This window comes from Paenibacillus glycanilyticus, assembly GCF_023715145.1.
GTDB classification, from domain to species: domain Bacteria; phylum Bacillota; class Bacilli; order Paenibacillales; family Paenibacillaceae; genus Pristimantibacillus; species Pristimantibacillus glycanilyticus_A.
Window position 1 is genome coordinate 297292 of the sequence record NZ_JAMBNP010000004.1, and the last position, 22588, is coordinate 319879.

Annotated in this window: 17 protein-coding genes and 1 pseudogene; 3 read left to right on the forward strand and 15 right to left on the reverse strand. The window is 49.8% G+C overall.

All coding sequences use genetic code 11. The features are described from left to right. Positions 1-61: 61 nt before the first annotated feature. Positions 62-1609, forward strand: a complete 1548-nt coding sequence (gene spoVB / locus M3194_RS13810) for a stage V sporulation protein B (RefSeq protein ID WP_251654654.1) — start codon at positions 62-64, stop codon at positions 1607-1609. Positions 1610-1782: 173 nt separating this feature from the next. On the opposite strand, the gene M3194_RS13815 is transcribed toward spoVB, so the two are convergent. Together M3194_RS13815 and M3194_RS31655 are read right to left on the reverse strand one after the other, a co-directional pair. Further along, positions 1783-2289 (reverse strand): alpha/beta fold hydrolase, encoded by a 507-nt coding sequence (locus tag M3194_RS13815; RefSeq protein WP_251654655.1) that lies wholly within the window; start codon positions 2287-2289, stop codon positions 1783-1785. Continuing rightward, on the reverse strand, positions 2250-2585 hold the full coding sequence (locus tag M3194_RS31655; protein ID WP_397334319.1) for an alpha/beta fold hydrolase: 336 nt from the start codon (positions 2583-2585) through the stop codon (positions 2250-2252). Before M3194_RS31655 ends, M3194_RS13815 begins: the two co-directional genes overlap by 40 nt. A 294-nt stretch (positions 2586-2879) precedes the next feature. Here M3194_RS31655 and M3194_RS13820 point away from each other — a divergent pair, with 294 nt between their 5' ends. Next, positions 2880-3494, forward strand: a complete 615-nt coding sequence (locus tag M3194_RS13820) for a helicase-related protein (RefSeq protein WP_251654656.1) — start codon at positions 2880-2882, stop codon at positions 3492-3494. A 79-nt stretch (positions 3495-3573) separates the two neighbouring features. On the opposite strand, the gene M3194_RS13825 is transcribed toward M3194_RS13820, so the two are convergent. The 4 genes and pseudogenes from M3194_RS13825 to M3194_RS13840 all read right to left on the reverse strand — a co-directional run bounded on the left by M3194_RS13825 (position 3574) and on the right by M3194_RS13840 (position 8090). Next, complete coding sequence (locus tag M3194_RS13825; protein WP_251654657.1) at positions 3574-4491, reverse strand: helix-turn-helix transcriptional regulator; 918 nt, start codon at positions 4489-4491, stop codon at positions 3574-3576. Positions 4492-4627: 136 nt separating this feature from the next. After that, positions 4628-4827: pseudogene (locus M3194_RS13830) on the reverse strand (TetR-like C-terminal domain-containing protein); the annotation flags it as partial. A 145-nt stretch (positions 4828-4972) separates the two neighbouring features. Continuing rightward, the gene (gene rarD, locus M3194_RS13835; protein ID WP_251654658.1) at positions 4973-5851 is read right to left on the reverse strand and encodes an EamA family transporter RarD; all 879 of its coding nucleotides are present in this window, start codon (positions 5849-5851) and stop codon (positions 4973-4975) included. 1129 nt (positions 5852-6980) lie between these two features. Next, the gene (locus M3194_RS13840) at positions 6981-8090 is read right to left on the reverse strand and encodes an N-acetylmuramoyl-L-alanine amidase (RefSeq protein WP_251654659.1); all 1110 of its coding nucleotides are present in this window, start codon (positions 8088-8090) and stop codon (positions 6981-6983) included. A 214-nt stretch (positions 8091-8304) separates the two neighbouring features. Here M3194_RS13840 and M3194_RS13845 point away from each other — a divergent pair, with 214 nt between their 5' ends. Then, complete coding sequence (locus M3194_RS13845; RefSeq protein ID WP_251654660.1) at positions 8305-9333, forward strand: LysM peptidoglycan-binding domain-containing protein; 1029 nt, start codon at positions 8305-8307, stop codon at positions 9331-9333. Between the two features lie 511 nt (positions 9334-9844). On the opposite strand, the gene M3194_RS13850 is transcribed toward M3194_RS13845, so the two are convergent. The 9 genes from M3194_RS13850 to M3194_RS13890 form a co-directional block, all read right to left on the reverse strand. Further along, positions 9845-11044, reverse strand: a complete 1200-nt coding sequence (locus M3194_RS13850) for an MFS transporter (RefSeq protein WP_251654903.1) — start codon at positions 11042-11044, stop codon at positions 9845-9847. Positions 11045-11110: 66 nt separating this feature from the next. Continuing rightward, on the reverse strand, positions 11111-12139 hold the full coding sequence (locus M3194_RS13855) for an ROK family protein (RefSeq protein ID WP_251654661.1): 1029 nt from the start codon (positions 12137-12139) through the stop codon (positions 11111-11113). 144 nt (positions 12140-12283) lie between these two features. Continuing rightward, entirely contained in the window at positions 12284-13261 is a 978-nt protein-coding gene (locus M3194_RS13860) for an aromatic ring-hydroxylating dioxygenase subunit alpha (protein WP_251654662.1), read from the reverse strand. A 25-nt stretch (positions 13262-13286) separates the two neighbouring features. Further along, a complete protein-coding gene (locus M3194_RS13865; protein ID WP_251654663.1) occupies positions 13287-14405 on the reverse strand; it encodes a BMP family ABC transporter substrate-binding protein in 1119 nt (372 codons plus the stop codon). Positions 14406-14666: 261 nt separating this feature from the next. Continuing rightward, the gene (locus M3194_RS13870; RefSeq protein ID WP_251654664.1) at positions 14667-15896 is read right to left on the reverse strand and encodes a VWA domain-containing protein; all 1230 of its coding nucleotides are present in this window, start codon (positions 15894-15896) and stop codon (positions 14667-14669) included. A 3-nt stretch (positions 15897-15899) separates the two neighbouring features. Then, positions 15900-18248 carry a DUF5682 family protein gene (locus M3194_RS13875; RefSeq protein WP_251654665.1) on the reverse strand — a complete coding sequence of 783 codons (2349 nt, stop codon included), beginning with the start codon at positions 18246-18248 and terminating at the stop codon, positions 15900-15902. Further along, complete coding sequence (locus M3194_RS13880) at positions 18206-19297, reverse strand: ATP-binding protein (protein ID WP_251654666.1); 1092 nt, start codon at positions 19295-19297, stop codon at positions 18206-18208. The genes M3194_RS13875 and M3194_RS13880 overlap by 43 nt, the downstream gene beginning before the upstream one ends. After that, on the reverse strand, positions 19273-21087 hold the full coding sequence (locus tag M3194_RS13885) for a hypothetical protein (protein ID WP_251654667.1): 1815 nt from the start codon (positions 21085-21087) through the stop codon (positions 19273-19275). The genes M3194_RS13880 and M3194_RS13885 overlap by 25 nt, the downstream gene beginning before the upstream one ends. A gap of 12 nt (positions 21088-21099) precedes the next feature. Next, the gene (locus tag M3194_RS13890) at positions 21100-22548 is read right to left on the reverse strand and encodes an SWIM zinc finger family protein (RefSeq protein ID WP_251654668.1); all 1449 of its coding nucleotides are present in this window, start codon (positions 22546-22548) and stop codon (positions 21100-21102) included. Between the last annotated feature and the right edge of the window lie 40 nt (positions 22549-22588).

Sequence of the window (22588 nt, forward strand, 5' to 3'; positions counted from 1 at the left end):
CGCATGCTTTTCCAATCGATGAATACACTTTAATATTCGAGCGAATTCTCAGGAGGAAAGTATGTCACAACCTAAATCTTCATTCGTGAAAGGTACGTTGGTTCTGTCGGCCGCCGCTTTTATCAACCGGATTCTCGGTTTCATTAGCGGTATGTACATCGCCCGCGCTCTTGGCGCGGAAGGCATCGGATTGTTAATGATGGCTCATCCCCTTGTTCCGCTGGTCATAACCATTACGGAGCTGGGTCTGCCAGTCGCCATTTCCAAATTGGTTGCAGAAGCAAACGAACAAGGAGACCGGGCCAAAATCAGGCGGATTCTGCACGTATCTCTCGCGATCACGTCCGTGTTAAGCATCTCGCTCACCACGTTCTCGCTGATGGGCTCCGAATGGATTGCTTCCATCCTGCTAAGCGACCAGCGTGCCTACTACGCGATGCTGGCGATTACGCCCATTGCGCCAATTGTGGCGATTTCGGCGGTTCTGAAGGGCTACTTCCGGGGCATGCAGCAGATGAAGGCTATTGCGGCGTCCGATGTCCTCGAACATACGGTGCAGATTGCCTGTGTATTGGCACTCGTTAACCTGCTGCTTCCTTATGGCGTGGCGTATGCAGCTGCCGGTGCCATGGCCGCCTCCGTCGTAAGCGAAGTGATCAGCCTCCTCTTCCTCGCTGTCAGCTACAAGCTGTATGGAGAACGGAAGGTCGCGGGCGAAACATGGAAAAGCCACCTCAAGCACGGGAGAAGCACGCTTACCGAGCTGCTCAATCTCGGATTGCCAACGGCGGGTCAAGGCGTCTTTCACTCGCTGTACAGCGCTTTTCAGCCCTTGCTTATCACATCAAGTCTAGCGCTGGCCGGAATCAGCACAGCTATGGCAACAAAGCAATTTGGCCTGCTGGCCGGTTATGCCTTTCCGCTTCTGTTCATGCCCAGCTTTATTACAAATTCGCTATCCACCGCTCTCGTCCCTGCGATCAGCGAGGCGGCTGTCAGCAAGAATAGTCTGCTAATTCATGAACGGATGAATCAGGCGATGATTGTTGGTCTCTTAATCGGAGCGCCGGCAACCGTCATTCTATTTCAATGGGCTACACCGCTGACATCGGTCATTTACGGAGCGCCCGATGCGGGGATGCTGCTCCAAATCTTGGCGCCTATGTTCTTCTTTCATTACTTTGACGCACCGCTGCATGCCATCCTTCTCGGACTTGGCCGGACAAATGCCGCCTTGTGGAACTTTGTCATATCTACGGCCTTCAAGGCCGTATCGATCTTCGTATTTGGCAGTCAATTCGGCATTGTTGGCGTGGCGTTTGGCATCGGGATCGGCATGGTCCTGCAGATGCTGCTGAACTTTTTCTCCATCTCCAGCTCAATCGGGTTTTATTGGCGGGTTGAGCCTTACATCAAGGTCGGGTTTTGCATGGTACTGATGGCCCTCTGCGGCCGCTGGTCCATGGAATTCTTCTCGTATGAAGGCTGGACCATGTTATGGAGCATGGTAGCCTCCATTGCCGTATCCACGCTGTTCTATTTTATCACCCTCATGCTGACCAATACGATTAATTGGAAAAGCTTCCGTCGCACGATTCCATTACCATAATAATATTTATGTTAACTATCTGAAAAAGCACGAAAAAGCCTGCAGCTGATATGCAGGCTTTTTGGCTTCCTATGACCATCAGAGTACAACGACAAGAAATTTCGAATAATGAGCTCATGCAAAAAAAAAACGGTTCGGTGCACGCCACCCGTTTTTCTAAAATAGTTACTTCATTAGAATCCGTAAACACGACAAAAGAAAGATTTAATTAATTCGGAAACCGTCCAACTCTCTTCTTCAAGGACAAAGTGTCCTCCGCACAACAACTCGAGTTCGGCGCAAGTCAATTCTCGCGCTAGTGCGTACGCCCCGGCCAGAGTGAAATTAAAATCGTTTTTACCCCAGGCTATTAAGGTCGGAGGCTGATGGGTACGTAAGTACTGCTGCCATATCGGATATTGTTCCACATTATGCCGGTAATCATAACCTAGTACCAGCTGAATTGCAGCATTTCCCGGCCGATCGAGGAAGTACTGGTCCATCGTATACCCATCCGGACTTATTCTGAAAGGGTTACAAACACCGTAAACATATTGTTTCTTTGTAAATTCTGCTTCGACAAGCGTGGCAAACACCACTTGATTTTCAGGACTCGGATCCACCCAAAGTGCCTTAAACCTATCAAATGGTTGTCCAAGACCTACCTCATGCGCAACAGCATTCTGGATAACGAAACCCAAAACACGTTCTGGATTCCGAACGGCAATCCTGAACCCAATGGGGCATACAAGATATAGCAAGGGATGCAGAGTTGATTAATCAATTGTTCAATGATCAAAGAAAGATGTTCGAAAGTATACGAGAAGTCGTTAACTAACGGCATACTGCTGTTTCCGTACCCTGGATAATCCGGCGCAATCACATAATAACGATCAGCCAGTAGCGGAATCAAATCACGGAACATGTGGGAGGATGAACGATGTGCCCAATTATGACCCTGAAGGTTGCCCGTAGAACGATAACATGAAAACGGCATATCATTGTCGAAGCTTTACAAAAGGAACTGCCTGACCTCATACAATACACTGTTGCGGAGGAGACCTCCAGTCGTTTTTGATCCAGGAAGTGTGTATGGTTCTGATCCAGGCTTTGTGAGGTTTACATTTGCGAGAGCAAAAACGGAGGATATTAGAAGGAGGATTACCTTATTTGGTGATGCGGTAAAGCGATTTCCCATATTATAGGACTTGCCCTATCGCCGGGAGAACCGTATCATAAGTTAATTGCTTTTATTCAAAGAATAAGAAGAGCAGGAAGGATGACTGATATCATGAACATTAGTGAAAAACAGATCGTCGTATCCTTGGAACCCGAATATGAAACTGAATATTTGAAGCTGCTGAATGATTACTTTACAGCTTCTGAGCGAAATAGCCGGGCCTCCTCCATTCATGAAAAAAAACAGCTCATGGCGATTAAAGAGCAAATGGCGATTATGTGCAACCAGAATGCGCAAAAATTGAACATGCTAAAGTCCATCATCCGGGATGTGAGTGACAAAAGGGAAAAGGCGGTCGTCATCTCCAAATCCACTATCGTCACCGCCTTGTTATTTGAGGAGCTTTCTACGGACGAGGACATCAAAGGCGTTTTTATTATTACGACACAGCTGTCCATTCATGAGCTCAATGCGTTGATTGACAGATTTAATAAAAGCCCGGATTCCACCGTTCTGCTTATAACGGATTCCGTCAACGCCGGTCTCGACGTTACGGCGGCAAATCATCTGGTGCACTATGATTATCCGGCACGTTACTCTGATATTCTGCAGCGCAACAAACGTATATCGAGACAAACTTCCTATCATGAAGAAGCCACCATATATTATCTTCTAACTTCAGGCAAAATTGACGAGTTCGAATATCTGGAATGCCAGAACCCATAATGACTACAAACCTGCCGTCCGGGGGCGGCAGGTAGCGGGCAGTTCCAAGCTGCCCCATAATATGGGTACTATGTATGCTTTACTTATTTATTAAATTTGTCACCATTCTGCTTACTGTCCTTTGATCGATAAAAGGAGCAAGACTTATCAGCAGATCCTGGCTAAGATGTTCAGCTTCGACTCCGCCAATCAATTTTTCGAGATGTTCTCGATCCAGAAAAGGTGCGAGGCTTACGATCCGGTCAGCATCAAGGCTGCCTTCTCTAACTCGGTCTACCAAATTACTTAATGTCTCTCTGCTGATAAAAGGAGCTAGTCCTTGAACAGAATGCCAGGTTAGGCTACCCGCTCCCGTTTGTAGTACTAAGCGGTCTATATGCTCTCTTCCAAGAAACGGGGCAATTCCAACAAGATTATGCACGTAAAAGGAATCATCAATCGATCTGTCAACTAGTCTACTTAAGGTGTTGCTGCTGACGAATGGAGCGAGCCCGGCAATGGCATTCCACTCCAGTTCGCTCTCTTCTACCTGACGAACCAGATCATCCAATGTATCTGTTCCAAGGAACGGCGCCAGCCTCATGATCACGTCTAACGTAAGGACGCTGCTGACTAATCGTTCAGTAACCTTCTGCAACGTGCTTACCTTTACTAACGGCGCTACTTCTACAAGCTCTTCGAGCTCAACCTCTCCGGTATTGACCATCTCTGCAACATGTTCCGGCTTACTCTCTGCGATGTCCTCAACGATCGCTCCTAGATGCTGGTGCTCCCGACTTTCTATGTTATTTCCTGCATTTAGAATATCGTCTACCGTTTTGCCGAATATCCTTGCTACAAGCGGGAGTGTTCCAATATCCGGTAACGAGCCTCCCCGTTCCCATTTCGATACGGCTTGATGACTTACATTCAGTTGATCGGCGAGCTCCAATTGCGTTAGATCCTGATCCTTGCGAAGCTTTAAAATATAAGCTCCAATCTTGCGTAAGTTGAACATCGTATATCTACCTTCGACAAAACAAAATGTACAGTGCGCACTGCCCATAAACAGCATAGCATCTTCGCGAACATCATCCTTCAATCGTTGGTTGAATAATCACTTCCGCGTAATTCAACTGAAAGTAGAATGCTAGTTAATTTCCAACCGACGTAATTCCTGCAAACGAATAGCTGACCAGCTTTTCCGCATACTCGTCGTCCATCGCATCGCCTAGTACCAGCAACCGATAGAAGATTGGACCATACAGGAGGCCAATGCTTAATTCGATATCCAAGCCCTCTTTTAATTCTCCGTGCGAACACCGCGCTCCAGCAGTTGTCTCGCCTCGAGCTTGCCGCCATTTCCTTCGTGTTGACCTATCTTTTTCAAAATAATTAGACTATGGATTTCGCTCTGCTCGTGCTTGCCACGTCAAAATGGCCATCTCCGCCCATAGGGCAGAATTGGCCATTTTGAAAGTGCCTGAGCGCCCTTGCCGTTAACTGGCCTTCGCAAGTCTTGTACCCCGTAGTGACGCCACAGCGTATACGACAAGCGAGGTCCAGATGAGCGCGAAGCCGACGAGCAGTTCCGGAGAGACTACTTCTTTGAATACGAATATGCTCAATAGCAACATAATCGTTGGTCCAATGTATTGTACGAATCCAAGTGCGGATAGCGTCATCCGTGCAGCAGCCCGTGCAAAAAAGAGCAACGGCAACGCCGTAACCACGCCTGACAATAGCAGTTCGATGAACGTGGACGCGGGCAGCGTCCATGCCGTCGTCTTTCCTGCGGCGGCCATGTAGATCCAGTAGCCTAACGCGATGGGCAGGACGACAGCCGTCTCCGACAGCAAGCCTACAGAAGCGTCTTGCGCGATCTTTTTCTTCGCGAAGCCGTACAAGCCGAACGATGCGGCCAGCGAGATCGCGACCCACGGGAACCGCCCGTAGTCGATAGCGATGATAAGCACTGCGGCGCCAGCGATGGCAATCGCGAACCATTGGCCACGGTTTGGCTTCTCTCGAAGGAAGACGATCGCCAGAAGCACGTTAATCAACGGGTTCAAATAATAGCCGAGACTTGTTTCTACGACATGGCCATTGTTAACCGCCCAGATGAAGATAAGCCAATTCGCCGCGATCAGCAGTCCACTGGCAGCCAGTGGCAGCAGTAGCGCGCGGCTAGTCGCTATCCGCTTCATGTCGCCCCAGCGGCGCTGGACAGCTACAAGAATACCCATGAAGACAAACGACCAGATGACCCGATGCGACAGAATCTCTCCTGCAGGCACGTCACTAAACAGCTTCCAATATAGCGGGAGAACACCCCACATGATATACGCAATAATGGCATTGATAAGCCCGTTGTTCATAACCAATTCCCCCCTTCTTCTCTCTGATGTCTGAACGGATTATACACCTCGATTCACACTTTAACAAAGGAAATAACTGGTATTTTATCTTTCATAATGAGAAAGTAATAGGCGAATTTTCGCCATACTGAGTGTGCCCACCTTCCCTGAATATATTGATACTTTTAATAAGTATGTCGAGTAATCGTATCAATTCGATGTTCAGCTTGGTCTTGTAATCATTCCTAAAACGGCAAACCCAGATCACATGAGAGTCAATTCAAAGCTTGATTTTGTTATCAGCATGCAGATGTGGAGACTTTGAAGAATGTTAAGTCGATCCAAACTCGCCCGCAGCATACCGTGATATTCACATTGCTTCCGGTCCCGCAGAGGACTGTACTATTGTTTCCCCTTCATGATGAGATGCACATTTGAGTAAAACACAGATTTTTAATAGATAAACTAAAACAGTCGCAGAACACCAGCATAACTGCTTCTACTCTGCGACTGTTGTTATAAAGAGAGTAGCATAAGCTTGGTTTCCATCCCCTCATTAAGCTTGCGCATCAGCTTCGGACGGGATACCATAGTATTTCGTATATGGGGGATCTGATATTTTGCGCTTACAATCACTGTTGATTCCTCCACAAAATAAGTTCAAAATTTAACAACTCAACTTTCGCAACGCGAAAATTAGCTTGAGTCCCTTGTGAATGTAGGGATAATTCGCGTTTTTTCTTTCTCTAGACAAAAAAATACCTTCTTCGTTTAGTATCATGGGAGTGACTAGCAACCATGCAAACAAAGAAAGGTGTGTAATTTATGGTACACCATCGTTCCCTGTCTGACCAATCTCGTTTTTCGTCTGTTTTTACTTCTTTGAAAGTCGGCGAACTGCTTCTGGAGCTGGCATTCACAAGTCTTTAGGCCTCTCAGACGAGGCGGCCCATAGCCAGGCAAAGATGTGGTCTATCGTTTCCGTTTTGTAGAGTAATGCTATTACAAGCTGGCAGGAATGACAAGACACCATAAATAATCCCCCTTAGCCATCAAGGGGGATTAACGAAGAAGTATGATTTCTGTAAATTCATATGTAGATAATAAACCAGCGCTGCAGGAACGAAGCGGTAGAGTACGAACCACTCAGTTACCTGCTGAAATAATCCTCCAACCCATTCGCAATTGCATTGGCTGCTATTTTCTGATAGTCCGAGTCACGGACGATGGATTCATCTTTTGCGTTGGACAAGAAGCCGAGCTCTATGAGTGCGGATACCGTATCATTTTCCCGCAAAACGTGAAGATTTCCGTATGAAATCCCGTTGCTCTTCAAGCCGATGCCGTCCGCAAGCCTGTTTTCTATCGCGCGGGCCAATGGCCGATCTTTTGTATTCGAATAATAGAAGGTAAGTATGCCTGACGTGTTTTTCTCCGAAGAATTATAATGGATGCTGAAGAATGCATCCGCACCGGCCGATTCGCTTATTTTGACCCTATCGGTAAGCGCGGGCTTCTCTTCATTCTTCGTTCTTGTCATGAGGACACGCGCTCCGCGGCTGCGAAGCTCATCCTCTAGGTAGAAGGATGTGCTCAAATTAAGCTCTTTCTCAATCGTTTCATATGTAGTTCCGATCATTCCGGGATCGTCTCCGCCATGACCGGGGTCGATTACGATTACTTTTCCCTTGAGGCTCTTCGATTTTCCCGATGCAACCGCCCCCGTTTGTGTTTCTCCTTTCGCGATATAACGATCCGATACCCATCCAAGTTGCTTATCCGGGGTCTGGACCCGAACCCACCCTTCCCGGTTGTCTATTATCGTAACTGCCTCACCTTTTGTTAGATATCCCAGAATTTCATGGTTTAATCCGGCGCCTGCCCTGAGACGAAGCCTATCGGCCAGCACAGTCGCGCGGGCGGCTGCAGAGCTCTTCTGCACGCTGTCATCTTGATCTGCCGCTGATGCCGTAACGACATTGCCATCGACTTTCTTCATATAATGTCCTGCTGCCCAACCGGAGACGCGGTCCGACTTGATGCGCAGCCAGCCGTACTCTTCATCTGAAACGGTGACCATTTCGCCATTCTTCAAACCGCCTACGATCAACGATTCTCGCGATGGCTCGCTGCGGACATTCAATGAATCGGTGTATACCTTGGCCGTATAACTACCGCTTGCTTCCACCCGATTTGGTAGATAACCGGAAATACTAATCAACCCACAGATCAAAATTGCCAGGCATACAATTTTTTTCATATAAGTCTATAAGTCTCCTTTAATATTCTTAGGATATGTAGGTTTACTATTATACCTGAATTAATTAGATTCGTGCAGACCTATATTAACCATCATTCTCATGCGCCACCAGCAGTGCTCGTTGAGAATGAATTGGCTATTAAGTCCCATTCCACAGAGTTCAATAAGTCCGATAGAATAGGTTTAAATTTGTAGCAAAGGAGAAGATTACATTTTGAATAAAAGAACCACACGCAGCAGCAAACATTCCAAAGCCAAATTGGTATCTCCAAAACAAACAAATCTCATCATCTATCTGGCAATAATGATCATTCTTGTTGGCATTTGCGGAGTATTGTACGGCAAATATACGAATAAAGTTGACTCTAAACCTCCGCTAGCTGCCGAGGATGCCGAGCAAGCCACTGGGCAGAACAGAATTGGCAAGCCAGCTGATTCGGATTCCCTTAATAATGGGAATGACGGAAACGAGCTATGGGCAGATGATCCCATCCCCGCCGGAACCGTTAACAGTGAAGAAGAACAAGAGCCTGCAGAGGATTACAATGATTTTATAGAAGAACCTGCTCCTCTTGCATCCAACACACCGGTCAGAGAAAGCGATAAGCCAACGGGGACGCCTAAGCCGGCACAGACAGGCAATAAATCAACGGAAGCCCCTACTAAAACTTTGAAGCTTCCAACCACCTATGTGGTTCAAAAAGGCGATACGCTAAGATTGATAGCAGAAAAGTTCTATCAATCTAAGGAGTATTATACGCTGCTTGCAGAGTATAACCATATCTTGTTCATTAATGATATGAAAGCCGGTGATACTCTTAAGATCCCGTCCTTGTCATCAACTACCGGCTCGATAATTGGTAGCCAGCAAGGAACGAAAGACTATTCGAAAATACGCTTGCCCGTTACCTATCTAATCCAAGCAGGCGACACGCTGTCAGGAGTTTCCAGAATGTTCTACAAATCGGCGGAATATGTGGATTATATCGCGAAAGAAAATAAGCTTGATAAAAATGTAGGCTTGAAAGCTGGCACCAACATCGTCATTCCTTCCCTGAAAAACGACAAGCCGGAAGATTCCGAGACAACCGATCATACCGTAAAGAGTGGCGAGACGCTCTACAGCATCTCCAAAATCTATTACGGCTCCGACAAATATGTGATGTTCATCGCGGATTACAATCATATTGATAATATTGATGATGTGAAAGCCGGCACGGTGCTGAAAATTCCAAAGGCTTAGGTCATCGAAACCGGACAGAAAAGGCTCCGCCATAGCGGAGCCTCTGATGAGCAACATAAACTATAGTTTCACTTCAGCTTAAAGATCTGTAATCATATGAACTTCTACTAACTGGGAACATCTTCGTACGAAACCAATCGGCCGCTTGCTGGACCAACGGTGATGAATTTATCGGTGTAACATCATCGATTGGAAACCATTCATAACCATTAGAGTCTTGTCCTTCGAATTGAACCACGGAATCCCCATTTTTCCCATCGACAAACTTAGATCGACCATCCAACAGGCTAGTAAGTATACAAGTACTAGCTCCGATGTTAGAGCTAGTACTTGTATACATTAGTGCTTTTTCATCCCTTTCCTTTCAAGAATATCTATTAAGGTATTCAACCAGATATTGTAAGTATCCTGCCCACAGCTTATTGAAAAGAAATAAGAAAAGGGCGGCATTTGGGCCACCCTTGTTTTACAATATTTTCTCTACTCATGGAAATGTTGAAGCCCTATCTACTTAGATGATTTCTTTTCTCTTAAACAAATACGCGTATAAAATAAGTCCGGTTATTGCGCATAAGGCCGCGCATAATCCAATGAAGCCGTAGCCGGCCTGAAGTCCGCGAAGCAGGCTTGTTGGCGAATCTTCGCCAACCACATGCTTGACGATCTCGATAACTCCCCCGATCAGATAATTGCCGATGACACTGCCAAGCCCCATCAAGGTAACGGTAAAAGTAATGACGGTATCGCTGCCCTTCTGGTATCTTTTGGCGATAAACGCCATAACGGTAGGATAAATCATCGCAATCCCAATACCCGATGCTGCAAACAGATAGGCGGCACCTTCACCCCCGATTATAGCGGCGAAGGTGCATAAGGCCGAAAACCCGGAAAAAATAATTAGCGACAATACAAATCCTATCCGGTCCGTCAGCGGACCAAACAATAACCGGGCGAGCGCAAAGCATAAGAAGAAAATAGATAGCATCCCGGAGGCATTAACCGCCTCCCAGCCATAAGCTTTCTCCAGAAAGTTGACGAGCCATCCGCCAACGGCCAGTTCCGACACGACGCCAAACGTCAGGACCAGAACCATTAACCATAATACTTTGTCTTTCAGCAGCACTTTAAAGGAAACCCGGTCTTCGTGGGAGATATCATCCCCGGGGAAAGCACTGAACAAAGCAATAACAATGGGAATGACGGACAACATCAGCATGACCAGGTACATCCCGCGCCAGTCCAGTGTATGGCCGGCAATCGTCACCTTCATCAGTCCCGTTGCGATAAGCGGCGCGACCGTCGAGCTTAGCCCGTAAAAGCCATGCGTCATATTCATCATCGTTCCCGTGTTTTTCACAAAAATCCGGGCGCTTAGAATAGCCAGACCAATCTCCAGCATCCCGTTCCCGATATACATAAGGAAATACGAAGCCGAGAACATCGGATAGTAATGGGAAGAGAAAATCAGGATGCCGGATAAGGCCATGGAAGCAAATGCGGCAACGGTGACCCATTTAATTCCCCAAATTTTGGTCAGATAAGCCGTGAAGGAACAGGCTATCAAATAACCCAGTGCATTTAGGGATAATAAGGTGCCTAGCTGGGATTCGTTAAGCAGAAAATCGAATTGAATGCGCGGTATAGCCGGTCCTTTAATATTTTCCGAGAATCCGAAGATGATGAAACCAATAAATATGGTCGCCAGCTGCATGGCGTAAACCTTATTGATCTTGCCTATACTTTTTTCCACTCTTCATGTGCTCCTAACTGATTTATCTTATCTTTTCTGAGTGACCTGAAGCCGATAAGCGAGACTTTCCAAGGTAGCTCTCACAAGGCCCGTCATGTATTCCCGCTGGATGTTATTCTGAATGATAAGCTGCGGCATATGCTCCTTCGGAATATCCTTTAGACAACCCGAATAAAGGTCATCCAGCTGCGATTCCCGCGGAAGCTCTCCCGTGATGGCTATGGCAACCGGGTTAATAACGGCAATAATGGAGGCAAGCGTCATTACGGCCAGCCGGATAAAGCCCTCCTCGGTATGCAGCTGACGGAGCTGCTCCTCGCGCGATACGCCAAACGGCAAATAGGATACCTCCCCGCCAAATGTCGTATTGCCTGACAGGATCCGTCCGTCAACGATAAACCCGGCGCCGGGAAAATGGTTCTTCGGAAACGTCACCACGGCAAACGTCTTATCCTCTTCGAAATTTTGAAGATGGTAGAAGCCGTATACCGTCATGTTCATGTCGTTTTCAATCGTGACCGGCAGCTCGTATTTTTTTTCGAAATACGGCCCTAACGGCTGTCCTGCAAGATCCGGAACATCGCATACGCCGATAACTCCAAGGTGAACGACGCCGGGAATTCCCATGCCAATGGCTTGCACATTATCATTGTCCTGGATTAATTGCTCAATCAACCGGTGGATAACCTCCTTGTCGATATGATTCAACTGTACCGTTGTCCCGTTAACGGTCTCGCCCAGCAAATTAACAATGCTGTAGCTAATGGAATGAATGCCGCCTTCCGTCCTGACAAGAAGACAGATGATGCAGCCGAAGTTGGCGTTGTACTTGTATTGCTTGGCAGGTCTTCCGCCGTTTGGTCCATCCGGCTCCAATTCGATAATCTCGCCGATAGCAAGCAGCTCGTTCAGTATCGTCCCGCAGGTCGCAACGCTTAGCTTGGTCAAGCCCGCAATGGATGCCTTTGTCCCCGCGCCTTGAGCCTTTAGGGCATTCTTTACCAGCTCTACATTCATTTTTTTTACGTGAATGGTATTATGCGTGTAAGATGACATACTCCTACTCCTTTATTAAAACACTTTTTAAAACTATTTTAATAAGTGGAGTATAAATTCCTCGAAAGGATAAGTCAACCAGATTTATCTATTAAAAAACAAAAAAAGCCGCGTTGCAGCGGCCTTTCCTGGACATGCTTTTCATTATTCCGTTCCAATCGTAACGCCAAGCTCCCTCAATCTGCGCCGGTAAGCAATGCTGACGCGATCGCATTTGAGATGCAGCTCCGCCTGCAGATCCAGCGGAAGCAGCTCCGGCTTCTGCTCTTCGACAATCCGTTTATCCTGCTCGAGCAGCGTATTCTGGAAATCGATAAATATCTGATCCGGAATCTCCGGTGCATAGTTGCGAAGCTGCAGCATAAATGCCGTGCAAGTTGTCTCGGTCTCGGGAAGTACGATCAAGAAGAGATGAAACTCCTCGTCCGATCCTTCGCTTCGCTTCACCAGCTTCACGCAGCATGGCGTATAGATTTCATAGATATATCGGTTGTGTACACCTACCCCACGGCCGTCAGGGTCCGGCTGGTACACGATAATCTCATCGGTAACCAGCGCCCCGTCGACCTGATGCACGTTGTAATCGTTAATTTCCGCAAAAGCGCTGTCGCCTAGCAGCCCTTCGTGAACAAACATCAGATGCGATACGTCCAGAAAATTCTCAATGACGCGAGGCGCAGAGGCTTGAACCGGGTAAGGTCCCATCCAGATCGGGATAAGCTCGGCATTAACTTTACCCGCAAGCGGCGGATGCTCCTCCTTGGGCTCCCCGAGGCAAACCCATACGAAACCATGCTGCTCCTTGCAATAATAAGTCTGAGTCTTCGCTTTTAACGGAATCGCATGGGACTCCGGCAAAGACGGAATGCGGACACAACGTCCGTCGCCGTCATAGCACCAACCGTGGTAAGCACAGACGATCTGATCATTCTCCACCCTTCCAAGCGAGAGCGGAACGCCGCGGTGGATGCATAAGTCCTTCATCGCCCGGACCCCTTGCTTCGTACGGAACAATACAACCTTTTCTCCCAGTACGATCGCTTGCTTAGGCGTGCCAGTGACATCGGCGGCAAGAGCCACCGGATGCCATTCGTGTTCCAATACAGGATCTTGTCTAATCATGTCCGCACCTCCCCGCTCACCGGATTTATTGAGGAATCGTTCCTTCGATTCCTTTGACGAACCAGTTCATGTTCAAGATTTCATCAACAGTCATGGCTTTGCCTTGGGGAACCTTAGCCGTACCGGTCTGGTCGGCGATAGGTCCGGTAAATACATCGAATGCTCCGTCCAGTATCTCTTTCTTTTTCGCTTCTACCAGATCTTTAACGTCTTGAGGTACATTCTTGCCAAATGGTGCGATGTCCGTAATCCCGTCCTTCATCGAACCGAAGTAACTCTCCGACTTCCAGGTACCGTCCATAATGGCTTTCACCGTCTCCACATAATAAGGGCCCCAGTTCCACTTCGGATTGGAAATGTAATAGTCCGGTGCATATTTGCTCATATCCGAATCATTCCCGATTCCCCATACGCCGCGCTCAGCCGCTGCCTGAATGCTGGCCGGCGAATCCTGATAGGCTGCCAGCACATCCACGCCTTTATCTAACAGGCTGGTTGCAGCCTGGCGTTCCGCGGTTGGATCAAACCAAGTATTGCTCCATACGACATCCACCTTCGCATCCGGATTGACGCTTTGCACGCCAAGCGCAAACGCGTTGATCGTATAGATGACTTCCGGAATCGGATAAGCTCCGACGTAGCCGAGGTGATTGTTCTTGGTCATTTTTCCGGCAGCCATCCCCACCAGATAAGCGCTTTGATATTCTTTGCCCAGGTAGGTACCGAGGTTATCCGAGGTCTTGTAGCCGCTCGCGTGAAGGAACTTCACATCCGGGTGCTTCTGTGCCACGGCAACCATTGCATCCATATAACCAAAGCTTGTGCCAAATATAATATCATTCTTCTCGGCCAGCTCTTCGAATACGCGTTCGGCATCTGCGCCTTCCGGCACGTTCTCGACCGTTGTAGCCGTAATGCCCAGCTCCTCTTCCATCATCTTGCGTCCTTGATCATGCTCGTACGTCCACCCTCCATCACCCGGCACACCCAGATAGACAAAAGCTACTCGGGGTTTTGTTTGCTCTTCGCCCTTGTTTGCAGCCGCGGTCGCATTCGTATTCGTTGCGCTGGTATTCGTTTCCTTCGAGCATGCAGCAGTGAAAACAAGCAGAGCTGCCGTAACGACCATTATCAGCTTCTTCATTCCCAGACCCTCCCCAATATGCGAACGATTATTTCAGAAAGCTTAGAGAAAATATAGGGCATTGTTAGTATTGCGTCAATATTGCTTACACCAAGTATAGATTGCCAACTAAAAACATCGAGGTCAATTGTGCATCATGCACATCCATACAAAATTAATGTGATGTTAACTGTCACCAGAAGTCTCGAAAGGTAAAAAACGAATTAAATAGATAACGAAGAAGCCCTCGTTGCCGAGGGCTTCTTCGTTATCTTCCGATCCTTATAAACTCTTGGCTTGCTTCAAGCGATCTGCCAGCTGCTGGAGATCCATCCCCTTCAATGCGCCTTCAATTAACTCCGGCAGCCTATCCGGCGAGCATCCGAAGCAAGGAATGCCGTATTGCGACAGCTTCCTTGCGACGTCTTCATCATAAGACGGTACGCCGTCATCGGATAAAGCCAAGAGGCAGACCGTTCGGACACCGGATTCATGCATGTCTCTTAATCTGCGGATCATTTCCGTCCGGTTGCCGCCTTCGTACAAATCCGACACCAGCAGGAAAATCGTCTTCCTCGGCTCGGCAACAAATGATTCGCAATAGGCAATAGACTTGTTAATATCCGTGCCGCCGCCCAATTGAATGCCAAACAGAAGATCCACCGGATCGTTCTGGCAGGCTTCGCTTAAATCTACGACCTCGGTGTCAAATGCCACAACATGGGTATCCAGCGAGGGCATACTGGCGAAGATCGATCCTACAATAGAGGCATAGATAACGGAATTGGCCATCGACCCGCTCTGGTCAATATCCAGAATGACGGTCCATTCCTTGCTTTTGCGTACCCGGTCGAAGAAGTAGACTCTCTCCGGAATCAGAAGCTTGCGCTCCGTGTCGTAATGCTTCAAGTTGCTGCGAATGGTCTTATCCCAATCGAGTCCCGACAAGGAAGGCAGCGGCGAATGCTTCCTGCGGTTAAGCGCTCCGGTTACGGCGCGGGTAAGATCGCTGGCCAGCCTCCGGACAATCTCGTCCACCACTTCCCGCACAAGGGTACGCGCGGTTTCTTTGGTTCGTTCCGGAATTTGCCCGCGAAGCGACATAAGGGTCGCAACCATTCCAATATCGGGCTTTACCTGAGACAGCAGCTCCGGCTCGAATAACAGCTTCGTCAACCCTTTGCGCTGAACGGCGTCCGCTTGAATGACCGATACAATGTCGGACGGGAAAAAGGAACGCACATCGCCAAGCCACTTCGCCAATTTGGGTGTGGAAGCGCCAAGTCCCGCCGATCTTGATCCTCTGCCAACTATCCCGGTCCCGGTACCGCCTCCGTCAATTCCCGAGGTACCGTCATAGATAGCCGCCAATGCCTCATCCATCAATCGTCCTTCTTCGTCCAGCAGGCCGGAATGAGTCCCGAGCCTGCTGGCCCCTTGCAGCTTCTCTTCCGCGGCGGCTCCAAGAATCAAGCGCCACCGCTTTACAAGTTCCGGATCCATCGTTGTCATAGGCTACAGATCTCCAAAGTCAAAATCATTAAGTTCATCCAGCATCTCCTTCTCTTCCTCATTAAGCGAACGCTGCAGCTCCTCGCCCGATGCTTCCGATCCCGTACCCCAAATATCTCCGAGCAGTTCGGCAATGGCTGCTTTCTCCCGCGGTTCAAAGCTGGCAAACGACCTTCTCAAAAAGACAAGCGATCGTTTGAAAGGCTCCGGCTCAAGGGATTGGATATAAGCGTCCAATTGCTTCCATAGATAATCCCGGGATAACAGCGCATAACGGTTGCGCAGGGATAACCCCTCAAACCAGCCTGCGCCAAGGTCGGCAGGGATACCGGGAGACAACCGTCGGGAGACCTCGCGCGCGCATTCTTCTTCACTGGCAGCATTTCGTTCAAGCACGATGGAGAAAGCATAACCGGACAGCTTGGCATTGCGGTCATCGCGGGAAGCAAGATCATTGAGCTTGCTCAGCCATAGCTGCTCATCTACTTCGTTATAATGCTCCTGCGAAACGACATTCATGGCATGAATGCCGTTGATCATCCCGGATGCCGCATCATCATTGCATCCGGACGCTTCAACCAGCAGCAGACTGCCGCGAAGAAACAACTGCTTCATAATAGGCGTTAATGCCTCTGTATGAATCCGCCTTACGGAACCATACTGGAGCAGGACGGATAATTCTCGGACGGTATCCGCGATCTGAACGAAATTCCCGGCATCCACAGCAAGCCGCTGCAGAGCGGCTACCGCTTGACCTGCAACCTGGGGAAGACCGCAATTGCCGGCACGGCGAATGATTTTCGCAGCTTCCGCTATTTCCGTACAAGCGAGCAGCTCTTCATGGATGACATAAGCCGCGGCAAGCTCAATGGTCTCTCCCTTTAACGTGGATTCGACGATCTCAATCTCGGCTTCGGGAGACCATTGCAGCACCCAATGCTCCGCCCAGGTCGCATCCGCCTGACGAGTTCGCTGCCTGCGGGCAAACCGGATGCCAAGCTCCGTTAACCGGTGCAGCAGAACGGATCTGTTCAGATCCAGATAGGCTGCCTCCTCTGTCTTGACGCGCCGGTTCTCCCGCAGATCAAGCTCCAAGTCGGCCGCGACAAGCGTCTTGTACTTGTCAAGCTTTAGCCGTTTCAGCTCTCGGTTAAGATCATCCTGCACGGGGGTTTGACTCACCCCTTCAGGCAGTTGACCAATCGCCGTGCCAATATCCGTCTTGGCAAAAGCCTCCGCCACAACCGCGTATTCGCCATGCCCGAACAGAATCGTAGCTGAATCGCGCAGATCCTTCCAGGTCGGCTGAACGCCGTCATGCATGGATGCCAATGCTTCGGCAAGCCTGACGGCTTCAATGACGGATGCTGTGGAACGCCAAGCTCCCTGCTCGCGCATTCGAGCTGCAACGGAAGACAGATAGAAGGACGGGAGCTTCTCCGGCTCGCCTTGCCGCATGCATTGCCAGAGCAGCTCGAAATAAGCCGGCGCAGCGTTGCCTGCTCCATAACCGGAATGGGAGGAGAGCTTATAATACGAATAAGGCATCAAGGTCATTCTGCTTCTTACCCGCGGCAATAACGCCAGCTCCTTATCCGTCATGGGAGGAAGCTCCTCGGACATAGCCGATGTATGATGAGCCCCGGTAATGACCACGATATTGTCCGCCGCATGTCCGGCTGCGATCGTCTCCCGTATTTTGCGGCGCATATAGGCTTCGCGGATCTCGTTATACGCCGACTCATGAGGAGCTAACCGAAGCTCTTCCTCCTCCGTCAATGAACGCATTTCCGCTGAATAACGGGCAATGGCATGCCGATAGGCGCCAGGGGCAAGATTATGTTCGAAGTAACGCTCCCAGTAAGCCTCATAATCAGGCTCGCCGGACAGCTCCGCAATCCGTGCGTACAAATCTGGCCGTTTCTCTTCCGTTCCCGCTTCGGATTCATCCGAAGGAACAGACAAGCCTCTTCGCGGTTCTATCAAAGCAAGCGTGATCTCCGTAGGCAGATCAATCAGATCCACATCACATTCATTCCGATTCGCCCATAGAAGGGCTTGGTATTCCGGCGAATAATCGGCAAATGGATATAAGACGGTTCGAACCGGCAGCTGCTCTGTATAGGCAAGCAAGGCAACCGGCGGGATTACGCCGGGCGACACCAGCTGATTGGCCAGCTGAACGGCATCGCTTGGACCTTCAATCAATACCGCGGTTGGCTTAATCTCATCGAGTAAAGCAAGAAGATGATACGCACCGGCCGGCGACAAATGCCGGATGCCATAGCAATGCGGTCCCCGTGCCCCGCTCACCCATTGATCTCCGAGCATGCGCCGTACAGACTTCGCCATGAGGCCCCTCGTTTCTTCATGACGTTCTCGAGATATTCCTTCCATGCTGCACGGTCCTTCTCTTCATCCTTCACGATTGCTCCCTGCAAGCCCGCGGCCACATCCTCGTCACTAACCCGACCGTCGCCAAAGCTTCCGGCCAGCGCCATACTGCCGGTTAGCAGAGAGATGGCTTCTGCCGTCGAGATTACTCCGGTTGGCGCCTTTACTTTATCCTTGCCATCCAGCGTCAATCCGCTTCTAAGCTCCCGGAATATCGTGACGACCTTGCGTACGGTCTCTTCATCCGGAAGAGCCGATCTTAGCTGATAGCTTGCGGAAATCTCCCCAACGCGCCGGCGGACGATATCAATCTCCGTCTCGATGCTGGACGGTGCCGGAAGAACGATAATGTTGAATCTGCGTTTCAGCGCCGCGGACATCTCGTTTACTCCACGGTCACGCGTGTTGGCCGTTGCGATAATCGAGAAGCCGCGGTCTGCCGCCGCTTCGCGGTTCAGCTCGGGAATCGCGATCGTCTTCTCCGATAGAATGGAAATAAGCGCATCCTGCACTTCCGAAGCACAGCGGGATATCTCCTCAAACCTCGCGATTCCGCCGCTTTCCATCGCCCGGAAGATAGGGCTTCGAATGAGCGCCTGCTCGGAAGGTCCTTGGGCCAGCAGCATCGCATAGTTCCAGGAATAACGGACATGCTCCTCGCTTGTGCCGGCAGTACCTTGTATCACCTTCGAGGAATCGCCGTGGATCGCAGCCGTTAAGTTCTCCGACAGCCACGATTTCGCAGTGCCCGGTTCTCCGATAAGCAGCAGCGCCCGGTCTGTCAGAAGCGTTGCGATCGCCATTTCAACCAGCCTTCTGTTGCCGATATATTTAGGCGTAATTACCGTATTTCCCGCTTTTCCTCCTGTTATGAAGGTCAGTACCGCTTTGGGCGAAAGCTGCCAGCCGGCAGGTCTTTCCGCTTTGTCGTTCTCCTTCAACGCCTCAAGCTCCTTGGCATACAGCTTCTCGGCAGGCAATCTTAGGACATCTTGCTTTTGATCCATCTCCAAACGCTCCTTCCGCTCTCTTCATTCAATTCATCGGGCTTCTGCTCCACTGCCTCAATGATAGCCACAACCTCATTGCGCACGGATTCGTAAGTAACCTTTTCTGCAAAAGCACGCAAGCGTTCCGCGTAAGCTTTGGGCATATAAGCAAGCAACCGAGCATGCTGCCAGCTCAAGTAGTACATATTGCGCACGGACCCTTTCTCCAAAATATCCATAAACCGTTCAGGAGCATCTTTGTAGCGGATCCGGAACAGCGTGAGCAGAATCTCGAGAACATTCCAATCATTCAATCTGGCCGCTTGCAGCTTAGCCGTTAAGTAGTCCGTAATCTCCCGGTCTGGCCGCTGAGCAAAGAGGCTGACCAGCTCCGTCTGCTCGAGACGAATAAACTGCTGAATCCACCTGGAATCCCATTGCCGTTCCTGTACGGCACCGTAACCTTCATATTCCTCTTCGGATCTGGACTGCGCTTCGGCCAGCTCCTTGATCGCCATAAGCAGCTGCTTCGCCGCTCTGGATTTCCCGTTGCCAAGCACATCAACAAATCGGTTATACACATTCTCCGGTGACAAAAGCTTAAAGGCGGCACGGAATCCGTAGCGGATGAACGGCCCCTTATAGTTATCGCTGAGCTCGATAGCGAAATGATCGGCTTCTTCCCAATCCAGTTCAAGCAGCAGCTCCGCCGCGGATTCCTGAACATTTTCCGTCTCCTGCACGAGGAAGCCCTTTGTGGTTAATAGCGTTCTAATGAAGGAATACGCTTCTTGCGCCGTCTGGCTGCCCGAGCCTTCCAAGCAGCGAATAACGGTTGCAATCTGTTCGACGGATTCCGTTCTCGCGGTTCCTTCCTGAGCGGAATATCGCTGCAACGCTTCTCCGCCAAAGACAATGAGACGACTGAGCAGTACGGAAGAAGCACATTGCTGAATAGGCTCGACGGCAATCTCGCGATCCTTTGATACTGCCGCTTCATATAGCCGCTGCTCTGCGGCGCTGGTTCCAAGCTTGGCTAGCGAGAAATACGCCGCTGAACGGACCTCCTTGCGTCTTTCCAGACTAAGCTCCAAGAGCAGCGATTCCTGCTCCGGGTATTCTCCCAGAATGGTGATTGCCGCGATCTTGATTTCGGGCGCCCCGCCGACGGCAGCCTCCGTAACAAGCTCAATCATGGAGCTTCGAAGCTGTTGATGAAGCAGCAGAAGTCTTCTCCCGTCGCCTTTGCCGCCTTGCAGATTAAGCTGATTTCTTAGGACAGGTACAGCTGCCTCACCAAACGCTGGGATCAGGTTGTTTTGTACAAAGTCCGGAATCTCGGCATAGCTGTCGTCAAGCGCCGAGCATACAGCGGGAAGAGCACGCAGGTCCAGAAAGCTGCCGTCCTCGAAGGATGTTCGGATCTGCTCCAGCCGTCCTTGGCCTTTGGTTGTCAACGCTTCGATAAACGGATGCAGCTTGCGGTATGTACTCTCCGTCTTGAGTCCAATTCCGCTGCCTTGCACGCGAATCGCTTCGCCTTCCGTCTCCGTTTTACCCTGGGTATACAGAATGGCACTCAGCAGCGTGGACAGCTCGAGCAGCTTAACTGCGCTCTCTTCACGATTCGCGCCTAACAATTCTTCCACCGCGCCAGCAAGACGCTTGAACACCGGAGAGGATTCTCCCAGCTTCTGAATGGAAGGCAGCAGCTTGGTCAACCGCAAATCACCCGCAGCCATTGCGCTTCCGGCAATGAACAGGCGCCGCGACTCCTGCTGCAGATTAGATAAGATCTCTACGCTCATATCGGTTCTCCTCTAGTACAGCAGCCGTATAATACGGCTATCCGTAACCATGCTCATTAATTGCGCGCTTAACCGGTTATCATCAAGATGATGGCGGAACATGACTAATGCAGCCTGATCCTTCAGCTCTTCCTCGCCTAGCAGAGAGACCAGCGCTGTCGTCGTCCGTCCGTTCCCTTGGAAATCCTCCAGCTGAAGCTGCTTGCCGGCCCGGTCTCGAAGAACAAGCTTACCGTCTATTTGCTCAATGGATTGAAAAGCAACCAGCATGACGGGACTTTTATCGGCTAACGGATTCTTGATAACATTTTTTACTTGTTTGATTACATCGGGGAAAGAGGCTGCAGCCAAGGACTTTATCTTTGCGTAATCTGACTCCCCCGGCTCCCGGAATGTCGCATTCTCCCAACGCACTCTCGGATTAAGCTCGCCAGGATAGAGGAATAGCTCCTCGGTCTTGACGACAGCATGAAAGGTATCTTCCTCCCGCAGCGCCCGTGCTGCGCGGAACGGCCTAAGATGCCGGGTCACGCGGATATGGCCGGTGCCAAGATCAATCCACCACCCCGTATCCGCGAATTCACCCCGCGCTTCATCCGTATAGCACATGAACGCAAGCTGCAGCAGCTCCGCATCCTTCTGCACCCGTCCATATTCCCGCAGCTCCGCCAGCTGCCAGGCATGACCCAACAGCTCTTCGAGGTTCGTATCCGTTTCCATCGGAGATTCCGGATCTGCAGCGCGCTGCTCCAGATAGGCTTTGCCTTTCTTGGTTAATGCTCTGAGAGCAAGAAGCTGCTCCATCGCATCCGTGTAGACCGCTTCCCTGTCGATCTCCGATTGCTGCATAATCATGACAAATTCCCTGAGACCGGCTTGAGCCCCGGGTATGTAATGGTTGCCTAACTGCTTCGCCTGCTCTTCGATCATCTGAAGAGTCTTCTTATCTACGCTTCCGAGACCGGACAATGTCAGCTGAAGCACAAGCTTCTCCAATAGGCCAAGTCCGTCAAGCTGAACCGCAATCTTTTTCACCAATGCGGATTTGTTTACCTTGCGTTTCGGTTTAACCGAATCTCCCGGATCAGCCGCTGCCGCTTCCTTCTTCTTCTCTTCCCGCTTTTCCGCTTTGTCCCGTTTATCCGCAATATCCTGCGGCATTTCCGCTGTGGCGAATGCTTTGCCTAATGCACGGGCATATAAGAGACCAAGAGCGTGCTTGCATGGAAATTGTCTGCTTGGACAGCTGCAGCGAAACACCGGACTTCCTTCATTCATGAAGTCCACCGAACACCGGTAAGGATCTTTGCCGCTTCCTTTGCATTCTCCGAACAATAGCGTTCTATCGTCGGTCTCATTCAGCAGCTGGAAGCTGTTCTTCTTCACCAGATCTCTTCCGTTCTTGATCGCTCCTGCAGTTGGCGCCAAACTGTCGACGTACGCTTCTGTTATCGTTGCCATGGTATACCCCGCATTTCATAGGAAATTCTATTAAATTCCA